At 55.8% G+C, this 20,676-nt stretch carries 18 protein-coding genes; 12 read left to right on the top strand and 6 right to left on the bottom strand.

The genetic code is table 11. The features are described 5' to 3' along the window. Positions 1–6: 6 nt before the first annotated feature. Positions 7–2,640: a leucine--tRNA ligase gene (leuS, locus tag SIB42_RS10360; RefSeq protein WP_067094695.1), complete on the bottom strand. Its 2,634-nt coding sequence runs from the start codon at positions 2,638–2,640 to the stop codon at positions 7–9. 70 nt (positions 2,641–2,710) lie between these two features. Then, positions 2,711–2,992, bottom strand: coding sequence for an Hfq-related RNA-binding protein (locus tag SIB42_RS10355; protein WP_231856399.1), 282 nt, complete (start codon positions 2,990–2,992; stop codon positions 2,711–2,713). Between the two features lie 184 nt (positions 2,993–3,176). Between SIB42_RS10355 and SIB42_RS10350 the strand changes: the two genes are divergently transcribed. The 6 genes from SIB42_RS10350 (at position 3,177) to SIB42_RS10325 (ending at position 8,581) form a co-directional block, all read left to right on the top strand. After that, on the top strand, positions 3,177–3,341 hold the full coding sequence (locus tag SIB42_RS10350; protein ID WP_197459882.1) for a hypothetical protein: 165 nt from the start codon (positions 3,177–3,179) through the stop codon (positions 3,339–3,341). Positions 3,342–3,713: 372 nt separating this feature from the next. After that, positions 3,714–4,811 (top strand): diaminopimelate epimerase, encoded by a 1,098-nt coding sequence (dapF, locus tag SIB42_RS10345; protein WP_067094689.1) that lies wholly within the window; start codon positions 3,714–3,716, stop codon positions 4,809–4,811. A 7-nt stretch (positions 4,812–4,818) separates the two neighbouring features. Further along, a complete protein-coding gene (locus SIB42_RS10340) occupies positions 4,819–5,979 on the top strand; it encodes a cysteine desulfurase family protein (RefSeq protein WP_067094686.1) in 1,161 nt (386 codons plus the stop codon). A 46-nt stretch (positions 5,980–6,025) separates the two neighbouring features. Next, positions 6,026–6,721, top strand: a complete 696-nt coding sequence (locus tag SIB42_RS10335; RefSeq protein ID WP_067094683.1) for a DUF1995 family protein — start codon at positions 6,026–6,028, stop codon at positions 6,719–6,721. Positions 6,722–6,767: 46 nt separating this feature from the next. After that, positions 6,768–7,283, top strand: a complete 516-nt coding sequence (locus tag SIB42_RS10330; protein WP_067094680.1) for a DUF4330 domain-containing protein — start codon at positions 6,768–6,770, stop codon at positions 7,281–7,283. Then, positions 7,280–8,581 carry a D-alanyl-D-alanine carboxypeptidase/D-alanyl-D-alanine-endopeptidase gene (locus SIB42_RS10325; protein WP_067094678.1) on the top strand — a complete coding sequence of 434 codons (1,302 nt, stop codon included), beginning with the start codon at positions 7,280–7,282 and terminating at the stop codon, positions 8,579–8,581. Before SIB42_RS10330 ends, SIB42_RS10325 begins: the two co-directional genes overlap by 4 nt. Here the strand turns inward: SIB42_RS10325 and SIB42_RS10320 are convergent. Then, a complete protein-coding gene (locus SIB42_RS10320; RefSeq protein WP_067094674.1) occupies positions 8,526–9,455 on the bottom strand; it encodes a hypothetical protein in 930 nt (309 codons plus the stop codon). The two genes, SIB42_RS10325 and SIB42_RS10320, sit on opposite strands and share 56 nt — an antisense overlap. After that, complete coding sequence (gene coaD, locus SIB42_RS10315) at positions 9,452–9,949, bottom strand: pantetheine-phosphate adenylyltransferase (protein ID WP_067094671.1); 498 nt, start codon at positions 9,947–9,949, stop codon at positions 9,452–9,454. The genes SIB42_RS10320 and coaD overlap by 4 nt, the downstream gene beginning before the upstream one ends. A 62-nt stretch (positions 9,950–10,011) precedes the next feature. Here coaD and uvrC point away from each other — a divergent pair, with 62 nt between their 5' ends. Genes uvrC through SIB42_RS10300 form a run of 3 tightly spaced genes read left to right on the top strand, consistent with a single transcriptional unit; the run spans position 10,012 to position 13,752 of the window. Then, positions 10,012–11,970, top strand: a complete 1,959-nt coding sequence (uvrC, locus tag SIB42_RS10310) for an excinuclease ABC subunit UvrC (RefSeq protein ID WP_067094668.1) — start codon at positions 10,012–10,014, stop codon at positions 11,968–11,970. A 29-nt stretch (positions 11,971–11,999) separates the two neighbouring features. Then, positions 12,000–12,266 carry a hypothetical protein gene (locus SIB42_RS10305; RefSeq protein ID WP_156485190.1) on the top strand — a complete coding sequence of 89 codons (267 nt, stop codon included), beginning with the start codon at positions 12,000–12,002 and terminating at the stop codon, positions 12,264–12,266. A gap of 1 nt (position 12,267) precedes the next feature. Next, positions 12,268–13,752 (top strand): cryptochrome/photolyase family protein, encoded by a 1,485-nt coding sequence (locus SIB42_RS10300; RefSeq protein ID WP_067094662.1) that lies wholly within the window; start codon positions 12,268–12,270, stop codon positions 13,750–13,752. Between the two features lie 30 nt (positions 13,753–13,782). Here SIB42_RS10300 and hemG read toward each other — a convergent pair whose 3' ends face one another. Then, positions 13,783–14,319 carry a menaquinone-dependent protoporphyrinogen IX dehydrogenase gene (gene hemG, locus SIB42_RS10295; protein WP_067094659.1) on the bottom strand — a complete coding sequence of 179 codons (537 nt, stop codon included), beginning with the start codon at positions 14,317–14,319 and terminating at the stop codon, positions 13,783–13,785. A gap of 287 nt (positions 14,320–14,606) precedes the next feature. Between hemG and SIB42_RS10290 the strand changes: the two genes are divergently transcribed. Beyond that, a complete protein-coding gene (locus SIB42_RS10290; protein WP_067094656.1) occupies positions 14,607–15,287 on the top strand; it encodes a PHP domain-containing protein in 681 nt (226 codons plus the stop codon). 27 nt (positions 15,288–15,314) lie between these two features. Beyond that, a complete protein-coding gene (locus SIB42_RS10285) occupies positions 15,315–15,872 on the top strand; it encodes a hypothetical protein (RefSeq protein ID WP_067094653.1) in 558 nt (185 codons plus the stop codon). Positions 15,873–15,881: 9 nt separating this feature from the next. Here SIB42_RS10285 and cobN read toward each other — a convergent pair whose 3' ends face one another. Then, complete coding sequence (gene cobN, locus SIB42_RS10280) at positions 15,882–19,655, bottom strand: cobaltochelatase subunit CobN (protein ID WP_067094650.1); 3,774 nt, start codon at positions 19,653–19,655, stop codon at positions 15,882–15,884. A gap of 72 nt (positions 19,656–19,727) precedes the next feature. Here cobN and SIB42_RS10275 point away from each other — a divergent pair, with 72 nt between their 5' ends. Next, entirely contained in the window at positions 19,728–20,645 is a 918-nt protein-coding gene (locus tag SIB42_RS10275) for a branched-chain amino acid transaminase (protein ID WP_067094648.1), read from the top strand. The last annotated feature ends 31 nt before the right edge of the window (positions 20,646–20,676 follow it).

The following is a 20,676-nucleotide window of genomic DNA, read 5'->3' as shown; positions in this document are numbered from 1 at the left end:
TGGCCGTCAGGACGGCACCAGATTCACCAGCTTCCCTGGCACAACAATCACCCTCCTGGGGGGCTTGCCCTCTAACCAGCGCTTGGCTACATCGCTTGCCAGAGCAAGGGCCTCCAACGTGTCTTTGTCGCACTCAGCTGGAACCTGAATGGTTCCTCGGACCTTTCCCTTGATCTGAATCACCAGATCAACCGTGTCTTGCACGAGTGCAGCAGGGTCATGCTGAGGCCAGGCCTGGAGATGAACACTGCCCTGTCCTCCGAGTCGGAACCAAAATTCCTCTGCAAGGTGTGGAGCAAACGGAGCAAGCAGCCTGATCAGCGCTCCCATCGCTTCCACCTGGACCGGCCTTGATGCATCAAGCACAGCTCCAGAAAGGCTATTCGACAGTTTCATCAACTCCGATATCGCGGTGTTGAACTGGAACTCGCCGCTGAGATCATCACTGACAGCCTGAATAGCCAGATGAACAGCCCGTCGAATCTCTGTTTCAGATTCGGACAGCTCTGCGGGAATGCCTGAAACGTCTTTGCTCAATAGATCCGGAGCTGTCAGTTTGCTGACGCTGTCAACGAGCCGCCAGAGACGTTGAAGGAAGCGGAATTGACCTTCCACATCGGCGTCATCCCACTCAAGATCCTTCTCCGGCGGCGCTTTGAAAAGGATGAACATCCGAGCCGTATCCGCTCCATACCGGTCAATCACCAGTGCTGGATCGACTCCGTTGTGCTTTGACTTGGACATTTTTTCGAACAACACCTCAAGCTCCTCGCCGTCGTCGGGGTCCCTCGGAGTACCCGGGTCGACCACCAGAGCGGGAGCGACATATCTCCCCGTCCGTGGATTGCGGTAGGTCACCCCCTGCACCATTCCCTGAGTCAAGAGGCGCTCGAAGGGCTCATTGATCGAGATCAAGCCGCGATCCTTCAAGGCTTTGGTGAAAAATCTCGAGTACAGCAAGTGAAGAATGGCGTGCTCAATGCCTCCGACGTATTGCTGAACAGGCAGCCACTTTTTGACGGCCTCGCTCTCAAATGGACGATCGGAGTTCTGCGGATCAGCGAAGCGCAGGAAATACCAGGAGGAACACATGAAGGTGTCCATGGTGTCCGTCTCGCGTCGTGCCGGTTTCCCACAGATTGGGCAGGGGACATTCACCCAGTCATCGAGTGCGGCGAGAGGTGATCCACCTTTGCCGGCAAGATTCACGTCTTTGGGCAGAGCTACCGGCAACTGATCTGTTGGAACCGGTTGGGCGCCACAGTCCGCACAATGAATGATTGGAATAGGGCAACCCCAGTAGCGCTGACGCGAGATCAGCCAATCTCGCAGCCTGTACTGCCGCTTGGCTCGTGCCCATCCTTTTGTCGCGCCGTGTTCGGTGATGGCCTGCTTGGCTTGGTCATTGCTCTGGCCATCAAAGGCTCCGCTGTTGACCAGGGTTCCAGGGCCTGTCCAGGCCTCACCGTCATTGGAGTGTTCATCAGTGCCATCCATCTGGATGACACGCTGCACGGGCAGCTCGTAGGTTTTTGCGAAACGGAAATCGCGTTCGTCATGGGCGGGAACTCCCATGACAGCTCCGGTTCCGTATTCCGCTAAAACGTAGTCAGCAACCCAGACCGGAACCTTCTGACCGTTGGCTGGATTGACCGCTTCTGCACCGGTTGCCACACCCCGCTTGGGACGATCATCCGCTGTGCGCTCATCGTTGGACAGATCGCTGACCAAATCGCGGAACGCTTCAACGGATTCTTTCTGATCCGCAGTTGTCAGAGCATCGACGAGTGGATTTTCAGGTGCCATAACCACATAGGTGACACCAAACACGGTGTCGGCTCTGGTAGTGAAAACGGTGATCGTGGCGTCGTTGTGGCCATCAACCTGGAAGTCGATTTCTGCCCCGATGGAGCGTCCGATCCAATTGGCCTGCATCGTTCGGACCCGCTCAGGCCATCCCTGCAGCTGATCCAGGTCTTCGAGCAGAGCATCTGCGTACTGGGTGATTTTCAGAAACCACTGCGTCAGGTTCTTCTGCTCGACCAGCGCACCGGATCGCCATGAACGCCCCTCGGAATCAACCTGCTCGTTAGCAAGCACCGTCTGGTCGATGGGGTCCCAGTTGACAGTTGCTTCCTTCTGGTAGGCCAGATCTGCTGAATGCAACTCAAGAAAAAGCCATTGCGTCCAGCGGTAATAGTCCTCATGGCATGTGGCCTGTTCCCGAGACCAGTCGATCGATAGCCCTAGGCGACCAAGTTGACTTCGCATCTGATCGATATTCCGGTCTGTCCAGACGCCGGGGTCAACATTGCGTTCGATCGCCGCGTTTTCAGCAGGCAAACCGAAGGCATCCCAGCCCATCGGATGCAGCACAGCGTCACCGCGCATCCGCTGAGCTCTGGCGATGACATCGGTGATCACGTAATTCCGAACATGCCCCATATGGAGGCTGCCGGAGGGGTATGGAAACATCGAAAGCGCATAAAACGCCTTCTGGTCAGGCCTGGGATCCTGTGTTTGATAAAGCGCTTCCTGTTCCCATTTGCGCTGCCACTGTTCTTCGAGAAGGGAGGGGTCGTAGCGATCGGACAGCCCCGAGCTGGATTCGGGCATGGACGAGGACTGCGGGGCTGTCACATCAGGAAAACACCTGCGAGAGATCGTGACACAGCTTGAGGCCTTCCTCTGGAAGCCGCCTCGAAGTCACTCAGGCCAAAGGGCGAATGGTGAGAACCGCCAGGCGATTGATCAAGACGGGATCGTTGCTGTCTTCCCGGTGTAGTGCGAAGTACTGAGGATCCTGCCAGGCGAGACAGCCATCCAATCTGCGGCCATCATTCAGCTCGATCCCGAGCACTCGCTGCTCACGAATCCACGACTGAATCAACCGGATACCGGGCAAGCTGGGATCGAAGCCCGTTGACTCCATGGTGTGGAAGGGAAAACGGAATGTTGTTTGCACTCCAGCAAAGACGCTTGGCCACGTCAATCAGTTCTTGGGGATGCCTGGTTCCTGAGCGATTGATCCTTCAGACTGAATCTGTCTTGACCTGACGAGACGACAACACATCTGAAAGAACCACCTAAGCACTGATCACGGTCTTGTTTTGAACTTAACCACTGAGACAAGAGAGCAGTTACTCATCGCGCTCACGAATCAGTGGGCCTCGATGTTGGATCAGCTGGATGAAGGTGATTACACACCAGAAGATTTTTATGAAATTCGCAAATTGGATTCAGATGATGAACTGATTATGGAGAGTGGCTGTGACACCGATCAAGAGCTGGATAAATTCATTGATGACTGGTTTTACAGCGGTTTCTGGACAGCGCCCTAGTCAAGGTGATCTGCAGAATTGCGATTCTGAGATTGCATCGCACCATTGATGATCGTATCGTTTGATTCGGCTTTGTGCTGCAATCTTTGGATCGACACCTCTCGCATATCAGGTTCTTCAATTTCATTAATAATGTATTGTAGAGATTATTTTGTTGAATTTCTTGCTTCTTTTGATGCTATCACTGGTGGCAATGCTCGGAGGTTGGGCTGTTCTGTAATCAACAACTTGACTTGAGATCTTCAAGAGGTTGAGATGTAAAGCTCGGATTCCGTCAACATTGCTCTGCAGAGCTACTGAGTTGAGCAGGATGAGGATCGAATATCAGTTTTCGAAATCCTGTAACGTGTTGGTATCACAGGTTTGTTCTGAATGCTGACATTCAGCAAATATCAAGGGCTGGGCAACGACTTCATCTTGATGGAGGGACGTTCCGGGCAATTGTCCGTTGAGATTCATACCCCAGATCCAGGCTGGGTCCAACGCCTTTGCGATCGACGCTTTGGCATCGGAGCGGATGGATTGATCTTGGCTCTCCCTCCGGAAGGCGATGCCGAGCTGCGCATGCGCATTTTCAACGCTGATGGCTCGGAAGCGGAGATGTGCGGCAATGGAATTCGATGTCTTGCGCGTTTCCTCGCTGACAGTGATGGGGATGGTCCAGGTCGTCGATGGTCGATCGAAACACTCGCTGGTTTGATCATTCCGGAACTTCAGAACGATGGTCAGATCCGTGTGGATATGGGAGCTCCTTTACTTGATCCCGCTTCTGTCCCCACCACGCTCAATGCTGACTCAACGGGTCTTCCGGTGGGTGAACTCAGCCTTGATGGAGACACTCTTGCCCTGGCCGCTGTGGGCATGGGAAACCCTCATGCAGTCGTTCCCGTCGATGATCTAAACGCCATTCCCTTTGAACGCTGGGGAGCAGAGCTCGAGTGCCACGAGGTGTTTCCGGCCAAAACCAATGTGCATTTTTTAAAGGTGCACGGTCGTTCTCAGCTCGAAATCAGAGTCTGGGAACGAGGTGCTGGTCCCACGCTTGCCTGTGGCACCGGTGCCTGCGCCACGCTTGTGGCTGCTGTTCTGCTCGGTCTTAGCGATCGACAAGCCACCGTTGAGCTGCCAGGAGGGCCTCTTCAGATCAGCTGGGAGAAGTCTGGTGCATCGGTGTTCATGACTGGACCAGCTGTTGCCGTGTTCGATGGTGTTCTGAATCCTGAACTCGTCCCGTTTCAGAGTTCAACCACTGATGGAACATCGGTAGAGGCTGAACAAGCAGCGTCTCCTAAGGCAGCCAGCAATGAGCCCGACAACCGCCAACCAGCTGAAGACTGTTCTGAGGAGGAAGCCCAGTCCAGAGTTCAGGAATTCATTGCCTCCAACTCGCTGGATTCGATGATCAACATCGCCACGGAGTCCCTGGAACAGCGAACGCTCTCGCGACTCCAACGCGGGTCCCAATCCTGAGAGACGTGTGATTTATCTCGATGCTTGCGCCACTGCACCCCTCAGACCGGGGGTGCTTCAACGCATGATCGAGACCCAGGATCAGGCCTGGGCTAATCCCTCCAGCCTTCATAGATTCGGTCTGAAAGCCTCTGAAGCGTTGGAGAGGGCCCGCTTTCAGATTGCTGAAAAACTTAGTGCAGATCACAGCGACGTGGTTTTCACCTCCGGAGCCACCGAGTCCATTCATCTTGCGCTTCATGGGCTTGCCGCAACACGTTCGCCAGGCAGGCTTGTGATCTCCTCGGTGGAACATCCCGCCGTCTCAGGCGCGGCACGTCTGCTGACCAAGAGCGGCTGGGAGGTGACCGAATGGCCTGTTGATCAGCTGGGCAGGATCAAATTGGAACATCTGGAGGAGCTGTTGGCGCCTCCCACTCAGATGGTCTCCCTGGTCTGGGGCCAGGGTGAAGTGGGCACGATTCAGCCCCTGCTGAAGGTTGCAGAAGCTTGCAGAACAAGGGGCATCACGATTCATACCGATGCCACGCAGGTGCTGAGCCAGGGCCTCCCCAGCTGGAAACACTTACCGGTTGATTTGCTCAGTGCTTCGGCCCACAAAAGCGGGGGTCCAAGAGGAATCGGCCTCTTGATGATGCGTCAGTCGTACCGCTCTGAGCTGATGCCGCTCTTTTCAGGTGGTGGCCAAGAGGGTGGCCTCAGAAGTGGGACTGAATCTGTTGTTTTGGCTGCCGGGATGGCTGCTGCACTCGATCAGATCGAGTGCTGTGCTCCAGCCGATCTCGCGCGATCAGGACACGGCATTGCTGATCTACGCGATGCGTTGCGCGACCGATTACTGACAGATGAACGTTTGATGATCTGTGGTGATCCAGAGAACCGGCTGCCTCACCATCTTTCTCTGCTGGTCTGCGATCACAACGGCCAGCCTGTGTCAGGTCGTCGGCTCGTACGCAGTCTTGATGCCTGTGGATTGGCTGTCAGCAGCGGCAGTGCCTGTTCCTCTGGCAAAGACAGCGACAGCCTTGTTTTGGTTGCCATGGGGCTTCCTCAGACCAAGTGCCGATCCAGCGTCCGACTCAGTCTTGGGCCCTGGATTGAGCGTCAGCACCTTGATGAGATCGTGCATCGCTTCCAAGCCGGACTTGAACAGTCACTGTGCAGTTGATGCTGCAGCGGCTGTACGCTCCGCCCAAACAATTTGACTGAGCCTGGTGAGCGCCGTTCTCCCTGCTGACCTATCCGAAGCTGAACAGCGAACATTCGTTGCTCTGAGTGAGGTTCTCTGCTCCAAACGTCGTGGTCGCTGGCAAGTGACCTGGAAGTTCGAGGGTCTGCGGTTGCTTGGGCCCTCGATCAGGCTGTCTCAAGCCCTGAAGGACAGCGGGATTGGCTTGCTCCTGGCCTGGCCAGATGCAGGAGCCGCAGCTCTGGCCAAGCGTGATGGACCCGAGCTTGCCGACTGCTGCGTTGATCTGAATCAGCTTCAACGCGACCCTGCTTGGGCAGGCCGTGGTGATCTGTTGCTGATCGTCGGCGCTCAACCCAGCGATTACGAAACCGTGGAAGCAATCTGCAGTCAGTGGTTTGAACCGGTCGTGCTGTTGAACAGCCGTCTTGAAGATGCTGCGGTCGGAATCGGCAGCGTGGCTCGTCAGCGTCGTAAGGGATTCATGTCGACCTGGCAATCGGCCTTTCATTTGGAACCCTTTATCCAAGGTGCTCTGATGCAGGAACATCAGCAGCAATGGGAACTATTCCGACAGGATCCGGACGGATATCGCTGGGTCAAGCAATTCGATGTCCGTCCGGATCAAGAACAAATTGACCAAGCCCTGGCCGGTGCGGGCGACGGTTTGAGTCAGACCCTCGGGGCGATGGATCGCTTCATCGATGATTTGCGTGGTTGATTGCCAGGCCCATCACTTTTAGTGTTGCCCTCTCAAGCTTTCTCCCATGGCCTTCTCTGAACGCCTTCGATCAATCTCCGTGATTGACGCAGCCGCGGCGGTTGTTGCTCTTGTGGCTGTGGGAGGTGTTCTGTGGAGTCCAAAGCTCAGTAACACGGTCGCCAGGGCCACAGGAGCCATCAAACCTGTTGAAGTCACCGTGGACATCCGTAATACCAGTGTTGCGGATCCGGATCAATTCATTGCGGAAGCTCTCCAATCAGGCCGCACATCACTGGTGATACGCAATCAGCCCGCTGGAAGCGTGCAACTCATCAGGGTCGACGACATCAGGCGCCAGCTTGCATCCGTCCTCCCAGATGGAAGTGTTGTGATGGCGGATGACCCCAACAGGGAGATTCAGGGCATGCTTGATGCCCGTTTCGTTCTCCAAGGTGACGCCACCGTTACTTCGTCCGGTGTTGTGATGGCAGGCACCAAGCTGAAAGTGGGAATTCCTGTAGAACTTGAGGGCCGTTTCTATCGGGTGAGCGGAATTGTCAGTGGAGTCTCCCTTCAATGAGAACAGCGTTCCTCACCTCAGGACTTCTTCTGACTCCACTCGCCATGCCCGTGGCTGCCAGTCAGTTGGTTCCGCTGACGATGCCACCGCCGCCACCGACCGAGCAGCCACTCCCCCAGTTGCAGCAAGGTCGTTCGTGCCCAGCTCTTCAAACGGCTCTCAGATCCAATGTTGGTAGTGAGGCGAGGGTTTGGTCCGTCACTGTTCTCAACAGCGACGGAGATGTCCTTGGAACGATCAACGGGGCCGTTCCAAGAATTCCAGCGTCCAATCAAAAGCTCATCAGCACGGCCTACGCCCTCGATCGCCTCGGCCCAGATTTTCGCTTGAAAACCCGTTTAATCCAGAGACCGGATGGTTCGATGGAACTGAACGGCCAGGGAGATCCTGATCTCGGTATCGCAGGTCTTCAGCGATTCGTTCTTGCCGCCCTTCGTCAAGGCGGTGCCAGAGGCAATTCAATTGCTGGCGTGAAGCTGATGGTGCGCGAAGAGCCACGTAGCAACTGGTGGCCCAGCGATTGGCATCCTGCCGATCGTGGTTATGCCTATGGCGCTCCGATCACACGATTGGCCCTCACCAGCAATGCCGTTGGCGGCGCTGTCAGTGACCCCTACTCGCGTCTCCAGCGACTGTTCCAGCAAGAAGCGCTTCGTCGCGGGGGAACGGTCCAGATCCAGAGGGGTCAACCTGTTGCTGAAACGCTTTTAGCTGTGCAGCAGAACACGGTCGTGTTGCACGAGGAAAGCTCTGCTCCCATGCACGCGTTGCTCAGTCTTGCCAATACTGAGAGCCACAATTTCACCGCAGAAGTGCTCATGCGCCAGGCTTCTGGTCTGTGGGATGTTAGGGCGGCTTCCCGCGCAATAGAGCGCTGGATGTTCGAGCAAGGTCTGCCGGTTCAGGGCCTACGTGTGACTGACGGCAGTGGTCTCTCACGCAACAATCGGGTCACAAGCAACACCATCGCTGCTCTGCTGATGCGCATGGATCAGCACCCTTTCTCCGCCTACTACCAAGCCTCAATGGCCATTGCCGGACAGAGAGGCACTCTGCGCAATCTGTATCGAGGAAGTGTTGTTGACGGTCGATTCAGAGGCAAGACAGGAACCATCAGCGGAGTTCGCAGCATTTCCGGTTATCTGCAGACCGTCGATGGACCCAGGTACGTGAGCATGATTTCCAACGGATCGGTCCGCCCCAACACGGTGATGGGGCAAATCCTGCGATCCGTGAAGAGATTCAGCCCATGCCCCTCATCTGTCGCACCCGTGAAGCGGCCCGACGTGCTCGGCTGATTGGGACGGTTTTGCCGTCCTTGGCTTCAACTTCGGATGACTCTGGTCGACCCGTTTGGATTTTGACTAATTCCTGACGTCCGGCCAGAACAACCTGAGCCATCTCTTTGAGCCTCTGCTCGAGTTCACCGAGGGTCTGTTCCGCATAACGGTTGGCCCCGTCCTGAACATTCCCAGCTTCCTGGCGGCTGCGCTGAATCAGCGTTTCACATTGCTGCTGCGTCTGCTGTCGGAACTGGAGAGCATCTTGGTGCAGTCGCTCCGCTTCAGTCTGTGCTTCTTTCTGCAGGCGAAGTCCTTCCACACGAATTTGCTCGAGCTCCTGGAGTGACTGCTGCCGATTGCGCTCATGCTGCTCAGTTAGTTGTCGCTTAATTTCGTTGGCTTCCTGATCGAGCTGTTGCCGGCGTTGCAGTGATTCCTGCTCAATCTGTTGGCGACGGGATGAGAATTGCTGCTCAAGCTGCGCGTGCTTCGACTGCATGTCCTGCTCCATCTGGGCGGACTGCTGGCGAACGCCTTGCAGCATCTGCTCGCACTGCTGACGAACTTGTTCACGCATTTCGTTGACCTGACGTTCCGCCTCCTGACGGATGGATGCCTGAGCAAGAAGCTGTTCGCGCTGTTGTTGAGCTTTGTTGACGATCTCGTCGGCCTGTGCGCGCGCAGTGGAAATGAACTCAACCCGCTTCTGGAGCAGTTGGTCAGCCTGCTCGACCTGAGCGGGCATGGCTTCACGCACCGCATCAAGCAACTCAACAGCATCTTGCTCATTCACGAGCCGTCCACCACTAAAGGGGATGCGACTTCCCTCCAGCACGATTTCCTCGAGCTGGTCGAGCTGGTCGATTACGGAGAACCGGATCTCGCTCATCGCTGCGGTTGGTTGAAAGCCGAATTAAAGAACCTCATGAGGTCCTCCGCCACCACCGGCGGGACCATATGTGCAACAGATCCACCGAAACGAGCCACTTCCTTCACCACTGAACTGCTGAGAAAGCTGTAGTGAGCTGATGTGCTGAGGAAGACCGTCTCAAAATCAGGATCCAGCGACCGGTTGGTATGGGCGATTTGCAGCTCGTATTCAAAGTCGCTCATCGCACGCAAACCACGGAGGATGAGTCGCGTGCCATTGGATCTGGCGCATTCGACGGTGAGACCGTCAAAACTGATCACACGCACATTGTTGAGATGGCTCGTGGAGAGACGGATCTGATGAAGTCGCTCATCCAGTGAGAAGGCGGGTGATTTTCCAGGGTTCTGAAGCACCGCAACGATGAGTTCCTCCACCAGGGATGATCCGCGTTCGATCAAATCAAGATGACCAAGCGTCAGAGGATCGAAGCTGCCTGGATAGAGCGCTTTCATCGCAACAACCTCAGCGGGAGCTGGCCGGATCCTATGCACACCGGCATCACTAGATTCTCGGCATGCCCACCTTGCTCGAGCAACCTGATCGCCTGGAACGTCGGCTGAAGGACATCCCGACCGAACCCGGTTGCTACCTGATGCGTGACGCTGAGGATCGTCTGCTTTACGTGGGCAAATCCAAGAGTCTGCGCAGCAGGGTGCGCAGCTATTTCCGCAGTCGCCACGATCTGAGCCCGCGCATTCGCTTGATGGTGCGTCAGATCTGTGAGATCGAATTCATCGTGACCGATAGCGAGGCAGAAGCTCTCGCATTGGAATCCAACCTGATCAAGAACCAACAGCCGCACTTCAATGTGCTGCTCAAAGACGACAAGAAATACCCCTATCTCTGCATCACCTGGAGTGAGCCTTACCCGAGAATTTTCATCACCCGGCGTCGACGGTTTCGCAGTCCGTTGGATCGCTTCTACGGTCCCTATGTGGATGTGGGGTTGCTGAGACGAACCCTCTTTCTCGTGAAGCGGGTGTTCCCGCTCAGGCAACGCCCCAGGCCACTCCATCAGGACCGCACCTGTCTGAACTACAACATCGGACGTTGTCCTGGTGTTTGCCAGGAGCAGATCAGCTCAGAGGATTACCACCGCACGCTGCGCAAGGTTGCGATGGTGTTTCAGGGGCGCAGTGATGAGCTTCAGAGACTCCTTCATCAACAGATGGAGCGTTACGCCGAACGACTGGATTTCGAAGCAGCCGCAAAAGTGCGTGATCAGCTCAAGGGACTCGATCAGCTCACTGCAGATCAGAAAATGAGCCTGCCCGATGCTTCCGTTAGCCGTGATGTGATTGCCATGGCGACCGATGAACGGCTGGCTGCTGTTCAGCTGTTTCAAATGCGTGCAGGAAAGCTCGTTGGTCGACTCGGGTATATGGCTGATGCTTGTAATCAGGATCCCGGACAGATCCTTCAGCGGGTGATCGAGGAGCATTACAGCCAGGTGGATGCGGTTGAGATCCCGCCTGAGCTGTTGGTTCAGCATCCACTTCTGCAACAGCCCTTGCTTGAGGAGTGGCTGACGGAACAGCGCGAACGCAAGGTTCAGATTCACTGCCCCAAGCAGCGACAGAAAGCAGATCTGATTGAACTGGTTCAGCGCAATGCCGACTATGAGCTCCAACGGGCGAAACAGGGTCAGGAGCAACAGGCGCTCGCCACCGAAGATCTGGCTCAGCTTCTGGAACTACCTTCGCCGCCTCGACGCATCGAGGGCTATGACATCAGTCACATTCAGGGCAGCGATGCCGTTGCATCCCAGGTGGTGTTCATTGATGGGCTGCCCGCCAAGCAGCACTATCGCAAGTACAAGATCCGCAGCAGCAGTATCAGGGCTGGTCACAGCGACGACTTCATGGCCATGGCTGAAATCATGCGTCGCCGTTTCCGCCGCTGGGCACGCGCCAAGGCTGAAGGCGTCGATGTCGGTGCTCTGCGACAAAGAGGCGGAAGTGCTCTGCAGACCGATGGTCTCAACGACTGGCCTGATGTGGTGATGATTGACGGCGGAAAAGGTCAGCTCTCCGCCGTGATGGAAGCTCTCAGAGAGCTGAACCTGCAGGAGGATCTCAACGTCTGCTCTCTGGCCAAACAGAGAGAGGAAATTTTTCTGCCAGGTGAAAGTCATCCGCTGGAGAGTGAACCCGATCAGCTCGGCGTGGCTCTGCTGCGTCGCCTTCGCGATGAAGCTCACCGTTTTGCTGTGAGCTTTCATCGACAGCAACGGGGTGAGCGCATGAAACGTTCACGTCTGTCTGACATTCCTGGTGTTGGACCTAAACGGGTGAAGGATCTGCTGGCCCATTTCCATTCCATCGACGCCATTCAGCTGGCACCTGTGGAGACCCTCGCTCAGGCGCCAGGTGTCGGGTTGGCACTGGCCAGAGATATCCATCGCTTTTTCCACCCTGATCAGGATGCAGAGCAGGATGGGCAGATTCCAGACCCGGGCTCCTCGACACCATGATCCGTGCTTTCTCATTGGCTGCACTGGTGATGGGTCTCATGATCGGTTTGGTCTCCCCTTGCGCGGTCATCGCCTCACCGGGACTCTGCACCGGGCCTGTCTGTGCGGATGACATCACACGCAGCGCCAAGAATCACTGGCAGCTCGTGCTGAAACTCAACGACCAGCTGGGCCATCGAGAAAAGGTCGTGATGAACTGCAGGGCAGGCCAGCTCAGCCCCATGTCAGGTCCGGTGGACAGGGCCTACGCCACATCAATCGGACGACGTGCGTGTCGTCTGGCGGGGGAGGGCTGAGATGGAGCTCACTGTCGTCTATCCGAATCAGCTGTTTGCCGATCATCCCAGCCTTCAAACAGGCCGGGCGGTGGCGCTGATAGAGGATCCGCTCTTCTTCGGTACGGACCCGCGTTGGCCGATGCAGGTGCATCGTCAGCGGCTGTTGCTTCATCGATGTTCGATGTCTGTCTACGCCGAGGGCCTGCGAAAACGAGGCTTCTCTGTTCTGGAACGACGCCATCACCTGGCGCCTGACACGCAGGGACATCTCCAGGCTCTCTTCTCAATGGGCTACAAGCACTTCCATCTGGCAGATCCTGTCGACGACGTTCTCAGTAGGCGCCTGAATCGATTTGCAGAACAGAACGGTTGCAACCTCGAAATCACAGTCACTCCGATGTTTCTGACGACGGATTCCGTCATCAACGAGCACTTCGCCACAGGTCGCAAGCCGCTTATGGCCAAGTTCTATGAGATGCAGCGCAAACGTCTGAATGTTCTACTTGAAGTGGATGGGGGCCCCGTTGGAGGTCGTTGGAGTTTTGATGCAGACAACCGCAAAAAGCTTCCCAAGGGAATCGTTGTTCCTGAGGAACCAACAGCCAGCTCAGCAGCTGTGCTGGATCGGTCGCGTCAGGAGCTGGAACAGGAAAATCTGCCGCTGATCGGTCGCTGGGATCTGTTCGCCTATCCCCTGGATCACCATTCCGCGGATGCCTGGCTTCAGGACTTTCTGACGCAGCGATTTAGAGATTTCGGCTCCTATGAGGACGCCATCAGCACACAGCATCGAGTGATGTGGCACAGCGTGCTTACGCCAATGCTCAATATCGGTCTCTTGACACCTCAACAGGTTCTCGATCGCACGCTTGAACGGGCTGCTGAGGGGGATGTGCCGCTCAATTCACTTGAAGGTTTCATTCGCCAGATCATCGGCTGGCGTGAGTTCATGGCCGCGATGTACAAGCGCCATGGGGTTGAGATGCGCACCTGCAATTTCTGGGACTTCGATGACAGGCCCATCCCCGAGGCCTTCTATCTGGGCACAACCGGCCTGCCCCCAATCGATGACGCCATTCACCACGCTCTGGACACTGGCTATTGCCATCACATCGAGCGTTTGATGCTGCTGGGCAATGTGATGCTGCTTTGCGGCTTTCATCCCAACCGTGTCTATCGCTGGTTCATGGAGCTGTTCGTCGATGCCTACGACTGGGTGATGGTCCCGAATGTGTATGGCATGAGTCAGTTTGCTGATGGAGGCCTATTTTCCACCAAGCCCTATCTCTCCGGCTCGAATTACGTGCGCAAGATGTCGGATTACCGCAAAGGAGAGTGGTGCGACATCTGGGATGGACTTTTCTGGAGTTTCATCAAGACACATGAGGACTTCTTCCGTGGTCAGTTCCGGCTGGCGATGATGGCCCGCAATCTGGATCGAATGGATTCCGATGTTCTGCGGAAGCACCAAAATCATGCCAAGCAATTCATTGAATCCCTATGACATGTGTTGATCAATGAGAGATGAAAGCGTTTAAAAATTTCTAATTGACTCAATCATCTCATCGACTTTTGTCCAATTCGTGAATTCATGAACTTTAGAGAGGTCTTTTGGACCATTGGTGATGGCCATAATCAGTAAAATCGCCAATCTGTTGGGACAGTTGAGGCTGGGATAGTCGAGTCTGCCTGCAAAAACGCCTTTCAAATCGGGATCCCATTCGACCTTTTTCAAGAATTTAACGATGTAGGGATTGGTCTCAGGGGTTCCCTTTTCAGGCTTTCTCGCCGTTAGGTTCAGTGAAAAAAATGCCGTCTTTTTCTCAGAGAGCATATTTTTATTCTTTCTGACGAATTCATATACGTTTTTTCTGTGATAGCCATATCTGACACTTGCGCCAAGCAGAACCTCATCAAAATCAGAAAGGTCTTGCTCGGAATCTGTATCAAGAGAGGCAATGGTTATCGCCTTGTCTTCATTCAGCTTTTCCTGGGCGTATTCGCAAATATGCTTAGAATGTCCATCAACGGTTGAATAAAGGATTAAAAGCTTAGATTTTTTATCAGACACGCTGGTTTGATGACGCTTGCCTCAACTATACTGTTACATGATCAACAAGGCTTGTTTTTTCAACAACTGTAAAGAGTGCTGACTCGCTTCACTGTTTTTGTCAAGCCTTTTTGTCGTTAATCCTTGGCTTGAGCTGTCATTGTAAGTTCTGCAATATTCGTCTCAAGATTGATTTTAGAGCTTCACATTGCTTTGTCAGAAATATCGATGTTGCAAACTATTGATTCCCTTGATCTTCCGATTCGACTGCTCTGCTGATACCATCATCCTGAAAAGATCAGTTGTTGATGCTCGTCGGCTGGGGGCGTGTCTTGTCAGTTGAATCTCACCCTCTTCGAGAGGTTCTCAGAGACGTCGGTCCCGATAGCTGCCCTGATATCTGTAATTTCCACTGCCACACACAATGCAGTGATGGCAGTCTGCAACCACTTCAATTAATTGAACAGGCGACTGAACGTGGTCTCAGTCATCTTGCTGTGACTGATCACCACTCCAGTGCTTCGTTTCTACCGATGCTCGACTGGCTCAACCAACGTCGTCAGCGTGGTGACAAGGTTCCGACTCTCTGGAGCGGTATGGAGATCAGCGCCATCCTGCGAGGCTGTCTTGTCCATGTGTTGGCTCTTGGTTTTGAACCTGGGCACAAGGCACTCGCTGTCTACAACAGCGGTGATGCAGCGGTCGGAGAGGATCTCAGAGCGGAGAGCGTCTGTCGAGCGATCCATGAGGCAGGCGGTCTGGCCATTCTTGCCCATCCAGGTCGGTACAGGGTCGGCTTTGCAGATCTGATCGATGCTGCTGCAGAACTCGGCTTTGACGGGGGTGAAGCCTGGTATGACTACGACATGCAAACCCGCTGGAGCTGGTCTCCTGTGGTCTGTGAAGCCATCGATCGTCGTTTGAAGAACCTTGGCCTTTTGCGTACGTGTGGAACAGATAGTCACGGCTTGAACCTGGAAGGTCGCTAAGTTCGACGGAATTCCCTTTCTCTGGGTATGGGCCTCTTCGATCGTCTGCTTAATTCCCGCTCGGATCAAAACGAGTCTGCAAAAGTTCCCAAGGCCAAAAAGCCGAAACAGGAAGCTTTTTTCCTCGACAGCGATAGCGCGTCAACCTTTGGCGACCGCGACTACATGCGTGAGTCGAAGACCATTCGCCACACGTTTCCAGGAACTCTTGACAGCCCTGGGATGAAGGAGATGGTCACTGCAGTGGACGCCACGGATCTTAAAGTCGATAGGCGCAGTGAGGGTCTGGGCGATCAGGTTGTCAAAAAGGAAACGGTCAGCGTCAATACCGGTGTTCCCAAAGCGGTGAAGAAAACCTTTGCGGAAACGATGTCGCAATCGGAACTGGACGAGCGGCTCAAAGGCAACGCACTGAAGCAGGCAGGTGTGAACGCTCTCGCTGCCCCTGATGCGGCTCCTCTGGCTCGCAAACAGGAGCTCAAACCCAAAGAGGAACCGAAGCCTTCCAGCTCAGGTTCTCAGAAGAGTAATAAGCCTGGTTCAATCGATCCTTTCCTCTCCATGGTTCGGGATCTCAACAAATAAGATCAAGCCTCAGCGGTTGATGTCAACTCCTTCAACCGCACGCTCCGATTCGAGCAGGACACGACGGATCGCATCGAGCAACGAGGCATCGGCATCGGACCAGAGTCCCCTTGTGGCTGCCTCCAGACAGCGTTCGGCCATATCTCTCATGACCCAGGGATTACGTCGCAAGAGAAACTCTCTTACATCCTCGGCAAGCAGCCAGCTTTCAACGATTCGGCCGTAACACCAATCCGGAACAGAACCGGTTGTGGCGTCGTAGGCGAACAGGTAATCAAGGCTGGCCCCCATCTCGAAGGCACCTTTGTATCCGTGCTGCTTCATCCCTTCGATCCAGCGTGGGTTGAGCAGCCGACTGCGGACGACCTTGTCGATCTCACGATCCAGTCGATGAATCCGCAACCGTTCACTTCGGGAGTGATCAGCGAAAAACAGTTTCGGATCGTTGCCGCTGACCCTGTTCACCGCAGCTGCCAACCCCCCCTGAAACTGGTAGTAGTCATCGGAATCCAGCAGGTCGTGTTCCCTGTTGTCTTGGTTGTGCAGCACAACCTGAACGTCCTGAAGAGCCTGTTCGAGTCCCACCCTGTCGTTATGGGCTTTCGCTTCGGCGTCATAGCTCCAGGAACTCCAGGCCAGGTAGGCCTCTCCAAGCTCATCACGCCGTTCCCACTGACCTGAGTCGATAAGGGCCTGAAGACCGGCGCCATAGGAGCCTGGTGCGGATCCGAACAGACGAGCCTGAGGACCGCGGCTGCGTGTGACAGCTGCCAGAGGGTTGTCCCTGTCGGCTTCATCAAGACCAGCCACCATGGACAAGGCTCGATCAACCCAGGCAAGCAGCTGTGGAAAGGCATCCCGGAACAGACCCGACATGCGCAGAGTGACATCAACGCGCGGTCGCTCCAGCAGTGTCAAGGGAATCAACTCGAGGTCCACCATGCGCCGTGTCGGGCCATCCCAGACCGGCCGCACGCCGAGCAGGGCAAACATCTGAGCGATATCTTCGCCTCCATTGCGCATGGTGGCTGTTCCCCAGACCGATAAGGCCAGATGCCGCAGAGGTTCTCCCTCCTCGAGTTCGTAAAGATCCAGCAGCTGTTCCGCGCTGCGTCGACCCAGATCCCAGGCAGCTTCAGTGGGTAGACCTCTGAGATCCACGGAATAGAAGTTTCTCCCCGTCGGCAGAACGTCATCTCGTCCACGGGTTGGTGCGCCAGAAGGACCGCTAGCGATCCGTTGGCCGCTCGCTGCCGCCAGTACGGCCTGATGTTCATGACTGGCGGATTGCTGCAACCGAGGCCAGAGATCAGTCTTGATGAACTGGAGTGGACTGGGCAGTTTCTCTGAAAGAAGTAATTGCTGAAAACAGTCATCGAGCGGTATGGCCTGGTCGTGCTGCTGCGATTGATCGCCGTCGATCAGCTTCAGCAGAAGCCTTGCGGCCTGTGCCTCTATCCACTCCACCGCATCACTGAGTCGCCGAGGCTGATGACAGCCATGACATTCCAGGATGCGCCGATCCTGATCGGACAACACAGTTCCGTCCTCGTCCTTCCAGGGATCGCATTCAAGGCCGACACTGCGACTCATCCACTGGGTGAGTCCAGGACGATCAGACGCCGGAGAGCGGGCGATCGCCAGCAACAACTCTGCCAGTTGGGTTGGTTGGGGATGCTCCCCCAGCCGGTGCAACCCAGTCCTGATCTGTGCTTCCTTGAGTTCGCACAAGTAGGTCTCAACCTGCTCGAGCAAGTCAACGATCGCTTCTGATGAGCTCTGGTTCGCCAGGATGCTCTCCATCGACGGCCAGTTCAGATCGATCAGCAGTTGGATCAGCTGTTGTTGGATCTGATCGCATCGAGAGGCACCGAGTTGCCTGGCTTCGATGTATTCGTCCAGAAGTGATTCCAGAGACAGCATGGATCCATGCAGACCAGCCCTGCCGAGAGGAGGTGTGAGGTGGTCCAGGATCACCGCATGCCCCCTGCGTTTGGCCTGTGACCCCTCGCCTGGATCGTTGACGATGAAGGGATAAAGATGGGGGATGGCACCCAGTGCGAGCGCAGGGGCACAACATGGACTGAGACCGACTGACTTGCCAGGCAGCCATTCCGCACTGCCGTGCTTCCCCACATGCAGCATCAGTTGACAGTGGTGGATTTCCCGCAACCAGAGGTACTGAGCCAGATAGCGATGGGGAGGGGGAAGATCTGGAGAATGCAGATCACTGAGCTGATCGGCGTCGTAACCACGACTGGGCTGCACCAGAACCACAACATGGCCGAATCGCACACCATGGATGGCGAAGCCAAGCGGCTCAAGATCAATCGCATGCTCTGGTTCACCCCAACGATCCAGAATCGGCAACCTGGCGGCCTCAGGCAACGATGACCACCAGCGCTGATAGTGCGAGAGCGGCAGATGGGTGAGCGGTGGCCTGATCTGACTTTCTGGATCGTTGGTACGACCTTTGAGAACCTGTTGGATCAGCAGATCAGGATCCTTCGGCAGAGGCAGATCACCGAGATCGAATCCGTCATCGCGCAGCCAGCGGAGGATGTTGAGACAACTTGCCGGCGTATCGAGACCCACGCCATTGGCCAGGCGACCGTTTCTGAGAGGGTAATTCGCCAGGACCAGTGCCACTGAACGCTGTTCGGCCTGTGTGGATCGCAAGTCGACCCAGGCCCTGGCGTGCTCAGCAATCCAGTGCAGGCCAGCGCGATCAGGCTCGAGGCGTTTGACCGCCGTGCATAAACGCTCATCCGCGTGGTCCACCTCTCGGAAGGCTCCGATCCGCGTTGTGATTCGACCATCCAGCTCCGGCAGCACAACCTGAAGGGAGAGATCAATGGGATCAAGGCCTTGAAACGAGTCCTGCCAGCTCTCACGGGAACGTCCTGAGCTCAGCATCTGCAGAACAGGACGATCCAGGTCATCCCAGAGGGGTGCACCCAGACCAGCTTCCGAAAATTGAACAGAAGCGAAGGATGTGCAGGTGATCACCAGCTCCACGGCCTGTTGCCGGTACAGATCCTTCACAGCCCTCTGAACGGCCGGATCACGCAGGCTGCTAACCCAGAGCGCTTTTGGCACCAGTCCACGCGCTCGCAGGGTTTCGAGCAAGACATCGCACCAGTGAACATCCGCTGATTGACGATGGGCGCGGTAGAGAAGCACCCCGACGTTCGGCCCGTCTTCCTGCCGCCAGTCGTAGGGATCAGGATCGGGACTGGCCGTCAGAGTCAGTGACGGTGCATCCATGGCAGACGTCCGGCCTGAAGCCGTCGACAGGACCCATTCCAGACCGTCGAGCCAACGCTGCAGGTTGTCGGCTCCGCCTTCGCGCAGCAGCCGTGCCATGGCATCACAGAAGGGCTCAGGCTGGCTGCTGAGTGGATGCAGTTCACGTTCCTGGTCAGGAGTGCCGGCCAAAACAAGGAGTTGCCGGCCCTGCTGTTTCCCCAGCCATGAGCAGCACTGTTCAAGGCCATAGGACCAGTGACCACGACCCCCGAGCAATCTGATCACGATCAGTTGCGTCTTGTTCGTGCACAGGGCCAGGTAATGATCGATTTGCGCAGGATGGGACAGGGCATCCAACGGCAATGCACGGATTCCGTCCTCCCAGAGCGGTTGCGTCTGCTCGTCTAGAACCCTTGCCAGGGCGGAGATATCCGAGCTGGCGCTGGTCAGAAACAACACCGGTGCAGTGGGTTGCTCCACGTAGGAGATCGGCCCATCGGTGTCGGCCCCCGGCAGGCTGCTTAGGCGATGCATGTCCCCATTCTCCAGACCGCAGGACGAACGGGAACTGACGGGTGAGAAGATCTGGTCAACGGACCCTCAGCGATGCATCAGTTCCTTCCCTACGCCTGGTTCCAGGGACGCTGCGTTCCTTTTGAAGACGCCAAGGTGTCGGTGGCGACGCATGCATTGCATTATGGAACCGGAGCCTTTGGTGGGATGCGGGCCATTCCCGACCCAATCAAACCTGGAGGAATGCTCCTGTTCCGCGCTGACCGTCATGCCCGTCGGTTGTCTCAGAGCGCCCATCTGTTGCTGGCTGATCTCAGTGAAGAGACCGTGATGGAAGCTCTCACAGCCATGCTTCATGCCAACAAGCCCACCACACCGATTTATCTGAGGCCATTCGTGTACACGAGTGATCTCGGCATCGCGCCACGACTGCACAATATTGAGACCGATTTTCTGATCTACGGGTTGGAGCTGGGTGACTATCTCTCTCCGGATGGGGTGAGTTGTCGGATCAGCAGTTGGACCCGTCAGGAAGATCGCTCACTGCCGCTGCGCGGCAAGATCAGCGGCGCCTACATCACCAGCTCGCTGGCCAAGTCGGAGGCCGTTGCAAGCGGTTTTGACGAAGCTCTGCTGATGAACACCCGTGGCAAGGTGAGTGAGGCCAGTGGGATGAATCTGTTCATCGTCCGAGACGGCCAGTTGATCACCCCGGGCGTGGATCAGGACATTCTCGAGGGCATCACAAGGGCCAGCGTGATCGAACTGGCCAGAGGTATGGGTATTGATGTGATCGAACGGCCAGTAGACAAGACCGAGCTCTTCATCGCTGATGAGGTCTTTCTGACAGGAACAGCGGCCAAGATCAGTCCGATCCGTCAGCTGGAATCAACGGTTCTCTCACAACACAGACCCCTTATGGAAGCGCTTCGCTCCAAGCTGGTGGCCATCACCGAGGGCAGGGATGAGCAGTATGCCCACTGGATCACCCGCATCGACCTGGGGAACTGAGCCTGGCAAAGTCTGTGTTCTTGGCGTCAAA

The sequence above is a fragment of the Synechococcus sp. MIT S9508 genome (assembly GCF_047303045.1).
Lineage (GTDB): Bacteria > Cyanobacteriota > Cyanobacteriia > PCC-6307 > Cyanobiaceae > Synechococcus_C.
This window is presented reverse-complemented; position numbering and strand designations above follow the sequence as displayed.